Genomic DNA, 15,992 nt, shown 5'->3' with positions numbered 1-15,992 from the left:
TCCGCCCGAGCCCTGCCGATTTTTTGACCCTGCCAGGATGTTGAGCAGGAGGGATCGCAACAAGTAGAATTTAGCGATGCGATCGTTGCCGATTCGGCAAGGGAGAGGCGATGCAGACGAGCAGCCTGCGGTATTTCCTGGCGGTTGCCCGCACCGGCTCGATCGCCGCGGCTTCCGCCCAGCTCAACGTCGCCGCCTCGGCGATCAGCCGCCAGATCGCGAATCTCGAACTCGAGCTCGGCTGCGTGCTGTTCGAGCGGCGCCCGCGCGGCATGGTGCCGAGCCCGGCCGGCGAGCTCCTGGCGCAGCACGCCCATCAGGTGCTGGTGCGCACCGATCAGGTCGTCACCGAGATCCGCGAGCTGCAGGGCCTCGCCCGCGGCCTCATCCGGGTGGCGAGTTCGGAAGGCTTCGCCCTCGATGTCCTGCCGAATGCGGTCGCGGAGTTCCACGCGCGCCATCCCGGCATCCGCTTCGAGCTGGCGATCCTGCCGCCCGCGCAGGTCACGCAGGTGGTGGCTGCGGGAGACGCCGATATCGGTATGACCTTCACGCTCGCCCCGACCGCACCCGTGCAGGTGATCTACGACCACCAGGTGGAGATGATCGCGCTCTCGGCGCCCGATCATCCGCTGGCGGGGACCCCGGTGCGGCGGCTCGCCGACCTCACCGCCTACCCGATCGCGCTGCCGACCCGGGACACCACGGCGCGGCGCGTCTTCGACGCCGCCTGCGAGGCGGAGGGCATCACCGTCGAGCCGGTGCTGACCGCCAACATCCTCTCGGCGCTCTTGCCCTTCGTGCGGCGCTCGCGGGGCCTCGCGGTGATGTCGGCGCTGTCCGTGCAGACGCCGCTGCGGCTCGGCGAGCTCGTCTCGATCCCGATCCGGGCGCATGGCGGGCTGATGCGCGGCATCCAGGTGCAGACCATGCGGGAGCGCCGCCTGCCCCATGCCGTGCAGGCCTTCCTGCGCGAACTCATCGCCGCGCTGCCGCCGGTGGGCCGCAAGGCCTGAGGGCGCCCGATCCCGGCGCTCAGGCCGCCCGTCCCCGCCGGAACCGCTTGGGTGAGAAGGGGCTGAGCGGGACGGGCGGGGCGAGGCCCTGCACGAGGTCGCTCGCGGCCCGCGCCGTCACCGGGCCGCAGGCCAGCCCGACATGGCCGTGCCCGAAGGCGTAGACGATGTCGGCGCACCCTGAGGCCGTCCCGATGACCGGCAGCCCGTCGGGCGTCGAAGGCCGGTTGCCCATCCAGCGCTGCGGCTCCTCCGGCGGCCGGCCCTGTGCGGCAAGGCCCGGATAGGCCGAGACGATGTGGCCGAGCAGGATCTCGGCCCGCCGCCAATTCGGCGGCGCGTCGAGGGAGGCGAGCTCCACCTGGCCAGCGGCGCGCAGGCCCTGCGCCATCACGGTGTTCGCCATCTTGGTGTCGCCCGGCATGATCGGTGTGCGCGGCGCCGGATCGGGCGGGGACAGCATCACATGATAGCCCCGCTCGCTCTCGAGCGGGATCCGGTCGCCCGCCTGCCGGGCGAGATCCTTCGCGCGGATGCCCGCCGCCACGACGGCCCGGTCGCAGGCGACCGGCCCCTCATTCGTCTGCACCGCCCTGAGGCGGCCGCCCTCGATCGCAAAGCCCGTGGCGGCGGCGTGGAGGCGCTCGGCCCCCTGCGCGAGGGCAGTCGCGGCGATCGCCGCGACGTAGCCGCCCGGATCGACGCAATGCGCCCCCTCCTGGACCAGCGCCCCGAAGGTGTAGTGGCGCGCCAGCGCGGGTTCGAGCTGGGCCAGCTCGTCGGGGCCGAGTTCGAGCCAGCGCACGCCGTTGTCCCAGCGCAGCCGCCACGCCAGGGCGTCCGCCGCGAAGGCGGCGCGGTCCGCGTAAGGATAGAGCAGCCCCTGCCGGCGGATCAGCTCGGGCCGCCCGATCTCCGCCGCGAGGGCGGCGTGGCGGGCGGGCGCATCGACGAGCAGCGAGCGCAGGGCCCGCGCGGTCCGCTCCACCTTGGCGACGCTCGATCCGGCGCGGAGGAACCGCAGCAGCCAGGGGGCGAGGCGCGGCAGATGCGACCAGCGGATGGTCAGCGGCCCGCCCGGATCGAGCAGATAGCCGGGCACCTTGCGCCAGAGGCCCGGCATCGACATCGGCACGATCGAGGCCGGGCTGATCCAGCCGCCGTTGCCGTAGCTCGCCGCCTGCGGCCCGCCGGGTTCCCCGGGCTCGATCAGGGTGACGCGGCAACCGTCCCGCACCAGGGTCAGGGCGGTCGCGGCGCCGACGATGCCGGATCCGATCACGGCGACGTGGAGGGTCATGCGGCTCCTCGGTGGTTGGTGGCTAGAGCATTTTCCGACGAAGTGGATGCCGGTTCGTCGCAGAAAATGCGGCACAATCAAAAGCCGAGAGCAGGGTCCGTTCCACCGTGAACGGATCCTGCTCTAGGCCGTCGCGGGGCGCGACGCTTCCCTTCAGCACATCTGCCGCCCTCGCGGGAAGAGGTTTGGCGCGCAGCGTTCGGCTCCGCGCGTCGGCGGCCGGAGCATGCGCGCGGTCGGACGGGATTTTGCGTCGAGCCGGCGGGGGCGGAAAGCGGCCGGGCGTGGCACCCGGGATACCAAGCATTACAAGCATCATTCGCCGAACTGTCCCACGGTTCGGCGAATGATTCGGCTTCCGGTTGATTCCTTCCGAGACGAGTCCGCGCGGGGAACCCCTCTCCCGTGCGGGAGAGGGGTAGGGGTGAGGGCCCAGGTGGTTCAGCAAGAGGACTGAACCGTGCCGCTGCCACCACCACGGCTTCAGGATTATTGCGGATCCGTCCGGGACCCTCACCCCTGCCCCTCTCCCGCACGGGAGAGGGGATCCCGCGCTTCCCGCGCCCTCTTGTCTCCGAACGGATCAACCGGAAACCGCATGATGCGGAAGCAAAGACATCCAGGCAGATATGGACACCGGTCTTAGGGCCTCGGTTCTCAATCCGGACATCCGCCACATCGAAGACTTGGAGGCTGCGACCTGGAGACTGCCGGGCGCTTCTAAAAATGCCTGACAGGCATTAGGCCGGCCCATCGCCGATCGAAGGGGCTCTCTCGTGTCCGACGTCCAGCAGATCCTCGCCGACCTCGTCGCCTTCCCGTCCGTCTGCCGCACGCCGAACGGTGCGATCGTGGCTTATGTCCGCGAGCACCTCGCACGCCATGGCATCGCCGCGCAGATCATTCCCGGGCCGGAGGGCGACCGGTCGAACCTGTTCGCGACCCTGGGGCCCCGGGAAGTGCCCGGCTACATCCTCTCGGCCCATCTCGACGTGGTCCCGGCCCCCGCGGCGGGCTGGACCGGCGACCCTTTCCGGCTGCGGCGCGCGGGCGACCGCCTCATCGGACGCGGCGCCGTGGACATGAAAGGCTTCGTCGCCTGCCTCCTCGCGACGCTTCCGGAGATCGGGCGGGACCTCCAGCGCCCGCTTCACATCGCCCTGTCGTACGACGAGGAGGTCGGCTGCGTGGGCGTGCGCCACCTGATCGCCCGCCTGCCGGAGTTCTGCGCGCCGCCGCTCGGCTGCATCGTCGGCGAGCCCTCCGACCTGCATCCCGTCCTGCGCCACAAGGGCAAGGTCGCGGGCCGGCTCATCGTGCGCGGGCGCGCGGGGCATTCCTCGCGGCCCGACCTCGCCGAGAACGCCGTGCACCATGCGGCCGACCTCGTCGGGCTGGTGCGGGACCTCCACGAGAGGCTCTCGCGAGAGGGGCCGTTCCATCCCGCCTTCGAGCCGCCCGCCTCGACCCTGCAGGTCGGCGTGATCGCCGGCGGTACCAGCGTCAACGTGGTGCCCGACCAATGCGCGATCGACTGGGAGGCCCGGGCGATTCCCGGCACCGATCCCATGGCGCTGCACGCTGCGCTGGAGGAGGCGATCGCCGCCTGGCTCGCGCCCCTGCAGGCGGAGGGCCGGCCGGTGCAGGTCGAGAGCGAGGTGCTCTCCGGCTATCCGGCCCTCGACCTGCCCGACCACGCGGATCTGCGGGCCATGGCCGAGGACCTGTCCGGCCGGGAAGCGCGCGGGGCGGTGAGCTTCGGCACCGAGGCCGGGCTGTACCAGGCGGCCGGGATCCCGGCGATCATCTGCGGCCCGGGCTCCATTGCGCAGGCCCACAAGCCCGACGAGTTCATCGCGGCCGCGGATCTCGATGCCTGCTGCGCGATGCTGCGCCGGCTCGCCGCGCGGCTGCGCTGAGGCGCTCTTCGGATCCGTCCGATGCGGTTCCTGCCGGGAGCAGGACGCGCGTCGCCTCAGGCCCGGCCGCGTCGGGCGCCGAGGCTCGCCAGGATCACCACGATGAGCGAGGCCGCGGTCAGAAGCGACGAGATCGCCGCGATGGTCGGATCGATCTCGTCGCGCAGGGACGTGAACATGCGCTTCGTCAGCGTCTGGTTCGGCCCGCCGGAGATGAAGATCGCCACCACGGTCTCGTCGAGGGCCGAGATGAAGGCGAAGAGCGCGCCCGAGACCACGCTCGGGCGGATCTGCGGCAGGGTCACGGTCAGGAAGGCCCGCAGGCGGTTCATGCCGAGGCTGCGCGCCACCATCTCCTGCGCCGGGTCGAAGCCGCGCAGGCCCGCCAGCACCGAGGTCACCACGTAGGGCGTGCCCAGCATGATGTTGGCGAGCACGAGCCCCGGCATGGTCGCAAGCAGCCCGGTCTTGGCGAAGACGAAGAACACGCCGATCGCCGTGATCACGATCGGCACGATCAGGGGCAGGAGCAGCAGGACCGTGAGGCTGCGGGCGAGGCGCGCGCCGCTCATGGCGAGCGCATAGGCGGCCGCCGTGCCGATCAGCGTCGCGCCGATGGCGGTCGCGACCGCCACCCCGAGGCTCACCCGCGCCGCCTGCATCCAGGCGGGGTTGCCGAAGAAGGCCTCGTACCAGCGCAGGGAATAGCCGGGCGGCGGGAAGGTCAGAAAGCGCGCGTTCGAGAACGACATCGGCACGACGATCAGGACCGGCACCACCAGGAACAGCAGCACCAGCGCGACGAGCGTGCCGAGGAACAGACGGGTCGGGAGGGAGGCGGTCATCTCAGCGCGCTCCCATGATCCGCTCCACCGGGACCACCCGGGAGGCCAGGAGGAAGATCACGGACACGCAGACGAGCAGCACGACGCTGATCGCGCTCGCCGCGCCCCACTGATTGTAGATCTCGACGTTGCGGCTCACCAGCATCGACACCATGAAGGTGCGCCCGCCGCCGAGCAGCTCCGGCGTGATGTAGAAGCCAAGCGCCAGCACGAAGACCAGGACCGTGCCGGCGACCACCCCGGGCATCGAGAGCGGCAGGAACACCCGCACGAAGACGTGGAACGGGCTGCCGCCGAGGCTCGCCCCGGCGAGCATCAGGTCGCCGGGAATGCGCTGCATGGTGGCGTAGAGAGGCAGCACCATGAAGGGCAGCAGAATGTGCAGCGTCGCCAGAACGGTGCCGAACTCGTTGTTGATGAGCGCCAGCGGCTGGTCGATGAGGCCGAGCGCCTGGAGGGCCGAGTTCACGAGCCCGCGGCGCTGCAGCAGCACCATCCAGGCATAGGCGCGCACCAGCACGCTGGTCCAGAACGGCAGGATCACCATGCCGAGGACGACGAGACTCCAGCGTCGCGGCAGGGTCGCGGCCGCATAGGCGACCGGATAGCCGAGCAGCACCGCCAGGACCGTGACGGTGAAGGCGATGCGGAAGGTCAGCAGGAAGCTGCGCCAATAGATGTCCTCGGTGAGGAAGCGCTGGTAATTCTCGAGCGTGAACCCGTCGACATAGACGGACTGGGCCGCGAGCCAGAGGAGCGGCACCACGAGCAGCACCGTCACCACCGCGAGGGCGGGGGCGAGCAGCGCGAGCACGAGGAGCCGCTCGCGCCTCTCGTGCCGGATCATCGCGGCGCTGTCCTGCGTCATGGGATCGGGTCTCCGGCGGAAGCGATGCCGGCCGACAGACCGGCCCGCGCGGTGTCGTGGCATGGCACGCGGCGCCCACCCGCCCCATGGGTCCGGATCCGCGCCGCGGCGCCGGGCGGGGTGGCGCCGCGCGGATCACTTCTTCTGCACGAACTCCGCCCAGCGCTTCAGCGCCGCGTCGCCCGCCTCCGAGGTCCACCACGCGGCCGAGAGCACCGCCTGCTTCCTGGCGTTGTCGGGCGCACTCGGAAGCTTGGCGGCGAGGTCGGCCGGGATGATGCCGGTGTCGAAGGCGGCCGGGTTGCCGGGGCCGTAGGGGATCTGCAGCGGCAGGTTGGCCTGGAGCTTCGGGTCGATCGCCTGGTTCACGAACTTCACGGCGGTGGCGAGGTTCGGGGCGTTCTTCAGGATGCACAGCGAGGTGCTCTGCAGGATGCCCTGGTTGAAGGTGAAGGCGGCATCCGCGCCCGCGTCGATCACGGCCGAGACGCGGCCGTTCCAGATCATCTCCATGTCGACCTCGCCGCCCTGGATCAGCAGCGCGGACTGGCCGCCGGAGGTCCACCACACGGAGATGTGGGGCTTGATCTCCTCGAGCTTGCGGAAGGCCCGGTCGACGTCGAGGGGGTAGAGCTTGTCGGGCGCCACGCCGTCGGCCATCAGGGCTGCCTCCAGAGTGGCGAAGGGATGGTTGCGCAGCGCCCGCGCGCCCGGGAATTTCTTCACGTCCCAGAAGTCGGCCCAGCTCTGGGGCGGATTCTTGCCGTACTTGCTCTTGCTGTAGGCGAGAACGCTCGAATAGAACTCGTAGGGGACGGAGTATTCGGTCTTGTAAGTGGCCGGGATCGCCTCCGCGTTCGGGATCTTGGAGAAGTCGAGCTTCTCGATCATCCCGGCCTTTCCGCCCCGCACGCAGTCCTGGGTCGGGGTGTCGACCACGTCCCAGGTGGGCTTGCCGGTCGCTGCCTGCGTGCGGATCACCGGCCAGGCATCGGGGGCGCTGTCCTGATTGATGGTGATGCCGAGCGCCTTGGCGGCGGGATCGAGGATCGCGACGGTCTGGGCCTGCTGGTAGGCGCCGCCCTGGGACACGAAGGTGATCTGCTCGGCGGACGAGGCCGGGCCGGCCGTCCAGGCGAGCAGGGCCAGCGGGGCCAGGGCGGTCTTGCGAAGCAACGATGCCATCTCGGCTACCCCTCCGTGTTGGGCCGTTCAGCGGCCGATCGCGTCCAGGAACTGATACCAGCCGGCAACGAGCCGGATCACGGGTTCGCGCAAGGAGTAGAAGGGCACGGGCTGGAACCGGCCGGCCCCGAGGAGCCCCACATCCGGGCTCTCGCCCACCGCGAAGGCGGCGGCGTAGCGGCCGAGATGCGTCGCCATGGCGACCCCGGCGCCATTGTAGCCCATGGCGAAACTCACGCGGTCGTCGAGCCGGCCGACATGCGGCAGGGCGTCGAGGGTCATGCCGACGAGGCCCGACCAGCGGAAGGCCACGGGCGTATCGGCGAGCGCCGGGAAGCTGCGCACCATGGCCCGGCGCAGCACCGCGAAGGCGGCCTCGGAATCGGTACGCCCGAAGGCGCCGCGCCCGCCGAACACCATGCGGCCGTCGACCATGCGGAACCAGCGCATCATCCGCCGTGTCTCGACGTAGATCCGCCGACTCGGCAGGAGCGCGGCGCGCAGGTTCTCTGAGAGCGGCTCGGTGGCGAGGATCGCGCTGCGGAAGGGGATCAGGCGGGTACGCAGGGCGTCCGTGGCCCGGGTGAGGTCCGTGTAGCCGTTCGTCGCGACGATCACCTGCCGGGCCCGCACGGAGCCGCCCGGCGTCTCGACCCGGATGCCGCCCGCCTCGCGGTGGAAGGCGGTGGCCGGGCTCTGCTCGTGGATCGCGATGCCGCGCCCGCCCGCCGCCCGGGCGAGGCCGCGGGCATAGTTCAGCGGGTGCAGGCCGCCCGCATGGGACGAGAGGACGCCGCCGACGAAATCCTGCGAGCCGGTCTCCGCCTCAACCTCCTCGCGGGAGAGCGGGGAGACGGAACGGTCGCCCATCTCCCGGCGCATCCATTCCATCTCGGCCAGGGCCGCCGCCAGGGTGCGCGGGGTGTGGGCGCATTTGACCTGGCCGATCCGGGCGTAGTTCGCCTCCGCAATGCCGTGCTCCTCGATCATCCGCTCCAGGGTGTCGACGGATTCGTGCGCGATCGCGTGCATGCGGCGCGCCACCGCGAGCCCGTGGGCCGCCGCGATGGCCTGGAAGGAGAGCCGGAACTTCGCCGAGACCACGCCGCCGTTGCGGCCGCTGGCGCCCCAGCCGATGGTGTTGGCCTCCAGCACCACCGGCCGCTCGCCGCGCTCGGCCAGCGCCAGCGCCGCCGACAGGCCGGTATAGCCGCCCCCCACCACGGCGACATCCGCCTGGACGTCCCCGTCGAGCGGCCCGGATGCCGCCGGCGCCGGGGCGGCGCTGGCGGCCCAGAGCGAGGCGGCGGGAGGCAGCGGATGCATCGCCTCAGGCCGCGCGCTGGGCTGACGCCGCATAGCGGGCCGCGAAGGCCGCGTCGGCGGCGTCGGCCAGCTTCTCCAGGGTGGGGAAGTGGAAGTCGGGCTTGGTCAGCTTGGCCGGCGCCGGCGTGCCGCCGAAGCCCTTGAGCCCCTGCCGGCGCTCGATCCAGCAGACAGTGTAGCCGAGGTCCCGGGCGATGCCGATATCGTGATACTGGCTCTGGGCCACGTGCAATATGTCGCTTTGCTTGTAGCCGAAGGCGGATTGCCGGCCGCGGTTGAAGGCGAAGAATTGCGGATCGGGCTTGGCCACCCCGGTGTCGTCGTAGGTCACGCTGTCGTCGAACGGCGTGCCGAGGGTGTGGGCGTAGAACGAGAACGCGACCCGGTCGGCATTGGTCATCGCGACGAGGCGGTAATGCCGGCGCAGGCGCTTCAGGGCCGCGGCGGAATCGGCGAAGGCCGGCCAGCGCAGCACCGAGAGCTGAAACGCGTCCGCGGCCTCGTCGGTGTCGGGGAAGCCGAGCTCCCTGGCGACGTGCCGGTAGACGTCGGCGAAGACCTCGCTGGAGCGCTTGGCGTGGAGTTCGCGGCCCTTCAGGTAGACCTCGAAGATGCGCTCGTCGCTGAGCTCGTCGCGGCTGCGGCCGGAGACCGCGCGCAGATGGTCGAGGATGCCCCTCTCGAAGTCGATCAGGGTGCCGACGACGTCGAAGGTCAGGACTTTGAAGCTGTCGAGGGAGGGGGCGGACATGGAGGTTCCTTTCGGGGAGAGGAGGGACGTGAGGCTCAGGCCGGCTCGGCGGGCACGATGATCGTGTCCTGCGGGTGGAGCAGGGCGGTCAGGGCCGCGCCGGGCGGCGGGATGGCGAGGCGGCCGGCATGGTGGGCCGGCTGGCGCAGGCTGATCTCGGGCCCGCCGTCGAGCGCCACGAACACCTTCAGGCTCTCGCCCTGGTAGACGATATCGGTCACCCGGCCCGTCAGCCGGTTGTAGCCCGCCTCGGCACCGGCCCCGGCCTCCGCGATGAGCAGCTTCTCGGTCTGGATCGCCAGGAGTAGGCCGGATCCCGGCGGGAGCGGGCGGGCGCTGCGCAGGGTGGTGGCGCCGAACGCCACCGCGTCATCCCCCGCCCGGGTCACCGGCACCAGGGTCGATTCCCCGATGAAGCTCGCCACGAAGGCGCTTGCCGGCCGGTCGTGCAGGCGCTCCGGCGTGTCGACCTGGGCGAGCCGGCCGCCGCGCAGGATGGCGATGCGGTCGCTCATCGTCAGCGCCTCGCGCTGGTCGTGCGTGACGTAGATGATGGTGGCCTCGAGCTGGCGGTGCAGCCGCCGGAGCTCGATCTGCATCGTCTCGCGCAGCTGCTTGTCGAGGGCCGAGAGGGGCTCGTCCATCAGGATGAGCCGCGGCCGGAACACGATGGCCCGGGCGAGCGCCACGCGCTGGCGCTGGCCGCCCGAGAGCTGCGAGATCGCCCGGTTCTCGTAGCCGGCGAGTTCCACCAGCGCGAGCGCCTGGGACACCTGGGCGGCCCAAGAAGCCTTCGGCTCGCGCCGCGCGCGGAGCGGGAAGGCGACGTTCTCGCCCACCGTGAGGTGGGGAAACAGCGCGTAGTTCTGAAACACCACGCCGATGTTGCGCTTGTGCGGCGGCACCAGCGTGACGTCGACCTCGCCGAAATGCACGCTGCCGGAGGACGGCACGGTGAAGCCGCCGAGGATCCCGAGCAGCGTGGTCTTGCCCGAGCCGGACGGCCCGAGGAGCGAGAGGAACTCGCCGGGCGCCACGTCGAGGGAGATGTCGTCGAGAGCCGTGAACGTGCCGTAGCGCCGCGTCGCGTTGCGGATCGACACCCCGACGCTGCCGCCGGAGAGCGGTTCGCGATTCAGCTGAGCGGTCGATCCGGATGCCGCCACGGTGAGGATGCTGCCGCCAGAGAGCGGCTTACCTTTCAGCTCAACGGTCGATACTGACGTCGCCATTGCAGGAACCGCTTTCCCGTCCGCTCGTGTACCGAGCGAAAGCTCACAAAAGCGGCCCTTACTTTCAACATCAGAAAAAACCGCCCCGGCATAACCACCGGTTATGGGAAGCCGAAGCTCGCCCGGCCGATGCCGAGGTCGGGATAAAGGTCGTCGACGCGCGCCACCTCGGCCCGCATCTCGGCGATGATCCAGTCCCGCACGGCTGCGACCGACCTGCGCAGCGGGCGCGAGCGCAGGTGGATGAGCTGGCACGTCCTTGCCGTGCGGGTGAGCCGCTCGGTAGCCGGCACCAGATCGCCGGTGGCGAGCCAGTGCGACACCACGCTGATCCAGCCGAGCGCCACGCCCTGGCCGAGCAGGGCCGCCTGCAGCACCACCGCATAATCGGAGAAGTTGAGGGAGGCCCGCGAGCCGTTCCAGTCCGGGCCCGGATCGACGCCGCCGGTCCAGTTCGGCGACGAGGCCGTGAGATTGACGAAGGTGGTGCGGCTGCCGGCGGCGTTGCGGCCGGCGAGGTAGGCCGGACTGCAGACCGGCAGCATCACCTCGTTGATCAGGAAGACCGCCTCGTGGTCGAGATCGGGGCCCTCGACGAAGCGCATGCCGAGATCGACGTTGTCGACCGGGCCGCCGAGCGCCCCCGGGATCAGCTGGAAGCGGAAATCGACCGCCGGAAACGTCTCCTGCAGCGTGTTGATGCGCGGCATCAGCCAATGCGTGGTGAAGGCCGATGACAGGGACAGGGTGATCGTGTCGATGCCGGTGCGCCGGATGTCGATCTCCCGCAGAGCCGCCTCGATGCCCCGGAAGCCGTCGGCGACGCGCCGGTAGAGGATCTCTCCGTCCTCCGTCAGCGTCACGCCCTCGGCCGAGCGGCCGAGGAGGCGCACCCCGAGATGCCGCTCGAGCTGCGCCATCGCCTTGCTGACCGCGGGCTGAGTCACGTTCAGCTCCGCGGCGGCCTTGGTGAAGCTGGCATGGCGCGCCACGGCCTCGAACACGAACAGAGCGTGATTGGAGGGGAGCATCCTGCGCAGCGGGTTCATCTCCGGGCATCCTTCGGTCGGCAGGACCGACTTCGTCGCAGAAATCGCGGGAGAATCGAAGGCTGTTGTGGGCGCTTCGCCGCGAAGCGGGGTTCGGGGAGGCGGCGGTGATTCCTGCGGCCCATGACCGGGCTGCCGATCGGCTGTGATCGGGGATCGGATCCGGCCGTACTTCTCCGTCGACCTCGCGCGGCATCCGCCGGCGGCGATCCCTTGCGGGCAGGCTTCCGGCACCCGCCCGGTTCACGGCCTCAGGGACAAGGATGAAACTTCGTCCGGCGGGACGAATGCTTCACATTGTCATGAGTTGTTCTCATATGGCGGGTTCTTTTTCGGAGAAAATTAACCAGATCATCGTCGAAAAACAGACGATCGGTCGGTCTGGACTGATTGTTAAACTGTGCATGGCATTGCTGTCGTCCGAGCGAGGGGGGAGGATCCATGCCCGCGAAGTCGCGTGCTACCTGGGGCGAAGGCGAGCTCTACGAAGCGCTCTGCCTGCTCGTCATCGCCGGGTTCTGGGGGCTGATCGGCGCCAATTTCGGCGTGTTCGCCGCGTTCAACCTGTTCATCCTCCAGCATGGCCTGTCCGACCTGTTCACCTTCGCGATGCTGATGGGCCTGACCCTGGTCGGCGTCACCGTCCGGAAATCGCTCAAGCTCCGCCGCGTCATGCGCGAGCGCGACATGGCCGCCGCGCATGCCGAGGCGGTCGCGCGCCACGACGCGCTCACGGGGCTGGCCAACCGCCGCCTCCTGCTCGAAGCCATCGACAAGCTGCTGGCGGGGGACCATTCGCCCGTCTCGGGTGCGGTGCTCCTCATCGACATCGATCGCTTCAAGCCGGTCAACGACCTCTACGGGCACGCCGCAGGCGACGCCGTCCTGTGCGCCATCGCCGATCGCCTGCGCAGCCTCGCCCCGAGTCAGGGACTGGCGGCCCGGCTCGGCGGCGACGAATTCGCGCTGCTCGTGCGCGCCGAGCTCGGGAGCGAGGCCCTCGCCCGGCTGGCCGAGCAGGTGATCGCCAGCATCGCGCGTCCGGTCGAATGGGCGCAGGCCGAGCTGAAGGTGGGGGCGACGATCGGGATCACGCTGATCTCGCGCGACGACCTCGACGCTCACGCCATCATGCATGCGGCCGATCTCGCCATGTACCAGGGCAAGAAGGAGGGGCGCGGCACCTACCGCTTCTTCCAGAGCGCAATGGATCTCGAACTCAAGGAGCGGGCCCAGCTCGAGAGCGAGCTGCGGGCGGCGATTGAGGGCGGGCAGATCGAGCCGTTCTACCAGCCCGTCGTGTCGCTCCCGCACCAGGATCTCGTCGGCGTCGAGGTGCTGGCCCGCTGGCGGCATCCCATCCGGGGCCTCCTCACGCCCGACCAGTTCATCGCGGCCGCCGAGGAGACCGGCATGATCGCCGAGCTGAGCTGCCGGCTGCTCCGGCAGGCCTGCCTGGACGCGCGGGAATGGCCGAGCCATCTGCGGCTGGCCGTCAACATCGCCCCGCAGCAGTTCCAGGATCGCTGGCTCGCCGAACGCATCCTGGCGATCCTGACCGAAACCGGCTTCCCGCCGAACCGGCTCGAGGTCGAGATCACCGAGACCGCCCTCGTCCAGGATCTGGAGGCCACCCGCGCCACGCTGACATCCCTGCAGAACCTCGGCGTGCGCATCGCGCTCGACGATTTCGGCACCGGCTATTCCAGCCTCTATCACCTGCGCGAATTGCGGTTCGACAAGCTGAAGATCGACCGCAGCTACGTCGATTCGATCACGATGAGCGAGGAGCGGGCGAAGCTCGTCGATGCGATCATCAAGCTCGGCACGAGCCTCGGCCTGACCACCACCGCCGAGGGGATCGAGACCGCCGCCAGCGTCGAATGGCTGTCCGGCCAGGGCTGCGACTACGGCCAGGGCTATCTGTTCGGCGCCCCGATGCCCAAGGAGGCGATCGACCGGATCCTCGTCGCGCCGGCCGACGCGCAGAAGGCCATGCTGGAGGCCAGGAGCGCGGCCTGACGGGAGCGCGGCCCGACGGCCCGCCGCCTCGAGGCTCGTGGCCTCGGGAGGAGGCAGGCCCGGGGCCGCGGGACGGCCGGGGCGCCGCGGCTCAGGCGGGCTCGGTGCTGCGCTCGGCCATCATCTCCCGGAAGGCTGGCCGGGCCTGGCAGGCGTTGAGCCAAGCGCCGATGGCCGGGTGCTCGGCGAGGAACGCGGTCGCCGGCTGCGCGTAGCGGAGCACCTCGGCGACGTTGATGTCGGCGACCGTAAAGCGGCCGCCGACGAGGAAGCCGCCTGCCTTCCGCAGAGCGGCCTCCAGGACCGCGAAGGCGGGGCGCAGGGTCTCGATCGCGGTCGCGACGGTGCGCCGGTCGGATTCGCTGCGCTCCCCGCCGCTGTGGAGCAGGATCGCGAGCCCGTGGGGCTCGCATTCCGTCACGGCCCAGAGCGACCACATGGTCATCAGCCCGTCCTCGCGCAGATCCGCCGGGGCGAGCGGGCCGCCATGCTTGCGCGCGAGATAGAGGTTGATGGCGAAGGACTCGCAGAGGGTCAGGTCGCCGTCGACCAGGGCCGGGATGCGTCCGTTCGGATTGATCGCCCGGAAGGCCGGCGAGGCGGTGTTGAGCGGAGCATCCGCGGCGAGCGGGTCGGGCAGCCGATAGGCCTGGATCACCGGCACCCGCGTGAAGGACAGCCCGAGTTCCTTGGCTAGCCAGACATTGCGGGCCGCACGCGACCGCAGGACGCCGTAGAGCGTGATCATGGCTGCTTCTTCCTTGCGACAGCGACATGGTTTCAGGCCGAGCCGCCGGAGGCTCGTTGCGCGCAGAGCTCGATCCACCTCGCGGCGACCGAGCCATGTGTGGCTACGGCTCGACGTAGCGCCGCCGCAGGTGGCGCAGGAAGGGCTCGCTCGCGAGCCCCCGGCCGGTCGCCGCGACGAGCAGGTCCTCAGTGTCGAGCGTGCTGCCATGCGCATGCACGTTCGTGCGCAGCCACGCCAGCAGGGGCGAGAAGTCGCCCCGCGCGAGGGCGGGCCGGAGGTCCGGCTCGGCCGCGGCCGCGCTCTCGAAGAGCTGCGCGGCGATCATCGCCCCGAGCGTGTAGGTCGGGAAATAGCCGAAGGAGCCGCCGGGCCAGTGGATGTCCTGCAGGCAGCCGAGCGCGTCGTTGGGGACGTCGAGGCCGAGAAGCTCCCGCATCCCGGCATTGAAGGCGCCCGGCAGGTCGGCAGGCGACAGATCGCCTGCGAGCATTGCCGTCTCGAGCTCGGTGCGCAGGAGGATATGCGCCGGATAGGTCACCTCGTCCGCATCGACCCGGATGAGGCCGGGCTCGACCCGCGTGGAGAGCCGGTAGAGGTTTTCGGAGTTCCAGGCGGGACCCTCACCGCGAAAAGTCTCCCGCAGCAGGGGCGCCAGAAAGGCGACGAATTCCCGCGAGCGGCCCGCCTGCATCTCGATGATCAGGGACTGGCTCTCGTGCAGGCTCATGCCGCGCGCCTCGCCGGCGGGCTGGCCCCGCCACGCGGCCGGGCGGCCCTGCTCGTAGAGGGCATGCCCGGTCTCGTGCAGCACGCCCATCAGCGCCCGCATCAGGTCGGTCTCGTCGTACCGAGTGGTGATCCGGACGTCGTCGACGGCGCCGCCGCAGAAGGGATGCAGGCTCACGTCGAGGCGGCCGCGGCGGAAGTCGAACCCGGCGGCCCGCATCAGGGACAGGCAGACCTCCCGCTGCCGCTCGATCGCGAAAGGGCCGGGGAGCGCCAGGACCGTCGGCTCCCGAGCCTGCCGTGCGCGGGCCGCCTCGATCAGCCCGGGCAGGACCGCGCGGAGCTCCGCGAAGAGCGGATCGATGAGGCTGCGGCGCAGCCCCGGATCGTAGCCGTCGAGGAGCGCGTCGTAGGGCTGCAGGCCGAGGGCCGCGCCCTTGGCCTGTCCGATCTCGCGCTGGACCCGCAGCACCTCGGCGAGGTGCGGCAGCAGGAGCGGGAAGTCGGCGGTCCGGCGCGCCTCCCGCCAGACCATCTCGGCCCGCAGCACGGCGCGGGAATTCGCCTCCACGAGGTCGCGCGGGACCGCCGAGGCATGGCGGTGGATCCGGCGCATCTCCCGCAGGTTGGTGCGCTCCGCGTCGCCGAGCGGCTCCGCCTCCGCCCGCGCCAGTTCCTCCCCGGTCGCGGGGGCGGTGAGGAGGTCGTGGATCATCCCGCGCAGCGTCGCGAGCTGATCGGCGCGCCCCTCCGCGGCACCGTCGGGCATCAGGGTCTGCGAGTCCCAGCCGAGAATGCCCGCCGCGCCTTCCAGTGCCTGGAGCCGCGAGAAGGTGAGAGCGAGAGAGCGGTACGCCTGCATGGCCCGGCCTGATCCTCCGCGGGGTCCGGCTCGCGGACCCGCCGCGCCTTGGCTATCATCGACGCGGCCGCGCGGCGACCCGTCCGGATCGCGGCCCGGCATGGAGCGGAGCGACCGATCCGGCATGCAGCGGAGCGACC

13 protein-coding genes are annotated in these 15,992 nt (G+C 70.7%); 3 read left to right on the top strand and 10 right to left on the bottom strand.

What is annotated here, in order from left to right:
• Positions 1-110: 110 nt before the first annotated feature.
• Entirely contained in the window at positions 111-1,016 is a 906-nt protein-coding gene (locus MNOD_RS17245; protein WP_015930217.1) for a LysR family transcriptional regulator, read from the top strand.
• A 19-nt stretch (positions 1,017-1,035) separates the two neighbouring features.
• On the opposite strand, the gene MNOD_RS17240 is transcribed toward MNOD_RS17245, so the two are convergent.
• Positions 1,036-2,316, bottom strand: coding sequence for an NAD(P)/FAD-dependent oxidoreductase (locus MNOD_RS17240; protein ID WP_015930216.1), 1,281 nt, complete (start codon positions 2,314-2,316; stop codon positions 1,036-1,038).
• Between the two features lie 776 nt (positions 2,317-3,092).
• Between MNOD_RS17240 and argE the strand changes: the two genes are divergently transcribed.
• On the top strand, positions 3,093-4,235 hold the full coding sequence (argE, locus tag MNOD_RS17235) for an acetylornithine deacetylase (protein ID WP_015930215.1): 1,143 nt from the start codon (positions 3,093-3,095) through the stop codon (positions 4,233-4,235).
• A gap of 56 nt (positions 4,236-4,291) precedes the next feature.
• Here the strand turns inward: argE and MNOD_RS17230 are convergent, their stop codons facing one another.
• The 7 genes from MNOD_RS17230 to MNOD_RS17200 form a co-directional block, all read right to left on the bottom strand.
• Positions 4,292-5,080 carry an ABC transporter permease gene (locus MNOD_RS17230; RefSeq protein WP_015930214.1) on the bottom strand — a complete coding sequence of 263 codons (789 nt, stop codon included), beginning with the start codon at positions 5,078-5,080 and terminating at the stop codon, positions 4,292-4,294.
• A gap of 1 nt (position 5,081) precedes the next feature.
• Positions 5,082-5,948 (bottom strand): ABC transporter permease, encoded by an 867-nt coding sequence (locus MNOD_RS17225; protein WP_015930213.1) that lies wholly within the window; start codon positions 5,946-5,948, stop codon positions 5,082-5,084.
• A gap of 135 nt (positions 5,949-6,083) precedes the next feature.
• Entirely contained in the window at positions 6,084-7,133 is a 1,050-nt protein-coding gene (locus tag MNOD_RS17220; RefSeq protein WP_015930212.1) for an ABC transporter substrate-binding protein, read from the bottom strand.
• A gap of 27 nt (positions 7,134-7,160) precedes the next feature.
• Positions 7,161-8,459, bottom strand: a complete 1,299-nt coding sequence (locus tag MNOD_RS17215; protein WP_015930211.1) for an NAD(P)/FAD-dependent oxidoreductase — start codon at positions 8,457-8,459, stop codon at positions 7,161-7,163.
• Between the two features lie 4 nt (positions 8,460-8,463).
• A complete protein-coding gene (locus MNOD_RS17210) occupies positions 8,464-9,210 on the bottom strand; it encodes an HAD-IA family hydrolase (protein WP_015930210.1) in 747 nt (248 codons plus the stop codon).
• Positions 9,211-9,245: 35 nt separating this feature from the next.
• Positions 9,246-10,376 (bottom strand): ABC transporter ATP-binding protein, encoded by a 1,131-nt coding sequence (locus MNOD_RS17205; protein WP_015930209.1) that lies wholly within the window; start codon positions 10,374-10,376, stop codon positions 9,246-9,248.
• Positions 10,377-10,543: 167 nt separating this feature from the next.
• Positions 10,544-11,491, bottom strand: coding sequence for a LysR family transcriptional regulator (locus MNOD_RS17200; protein WP_015930208.1), 948 nt, complete (start codon positions 11,489-11,491; stop codon positions 10,544-10,546).
• A gap of 441 nt (positions 11,492-11,932) precedes the next feature.
• On the opposite strand from MNOD_RS17200, the gene MNOD_RS17195 reads away from it, so the two are divergent.
• Positions 11,933-13,513, top strand: a complete 1,581-nt coding sequence (locus tag MNOD_RS17195; RefSeq protein ID WP_015930207.1) for a putative bifunctional diguanylate cyclase/phosphodiesterase — start codon at positions 11,933-11,935, stop codon at positions 13,511-13,513.
• A 91-nt stretch (positions 13,514-13,604) separates the two neighbouring features.
• Here the strand turns inward: MNOD_RS17195 and MNOD_RS17190 are convergent, their stop codons facing one another.
• Both MNOD_RS17190 and MNOD_RS17185 read right to left on the bottom strand, forming a co-directional pair.
• Positions 13,605-14,261 carry a glutathione S-transferase family protein gene (locus MNOD_RS17190; RefSeq protein ID WP_015930206.1) on the bottom strand — a complete coding sequence of 219 codons (657 nt, stop codon included), beginning with the start codon at positions 14,259-14,261 and terminating at the stop codon, positions 13,605-13,607.
• Positions 14,262-14,364: 103 nt separating this feature from the next.
• Positions 14,365-15,852, bottom strand: coding sequence for a carboxypeptidase M32 (locus MNOD_RS17185; protein WP_015930205.1), 1,488 nt, complete (start codon positions 15,850-15,852; stop codon positions 14,365-14,367).
• Between the last annotated feature and the right edge of the window lie 140 nt (positions 15,853-15,992).

The organism is Methylobacterium nodulans ORS 2060, from assembly GCF_000022085.1.
Taxonomy (GTDB): Bacteria; Pseudomonadota; Alphaproteobacteria; order Rhizobiales; family Beijerinckiaceae; genus Methylobacterium; species Methylobacterium nodulans.
Note: the sequence above shows the minus strand (reverse complement) of the source record. Positions and strands in the feature narration are given on the sequence as shown.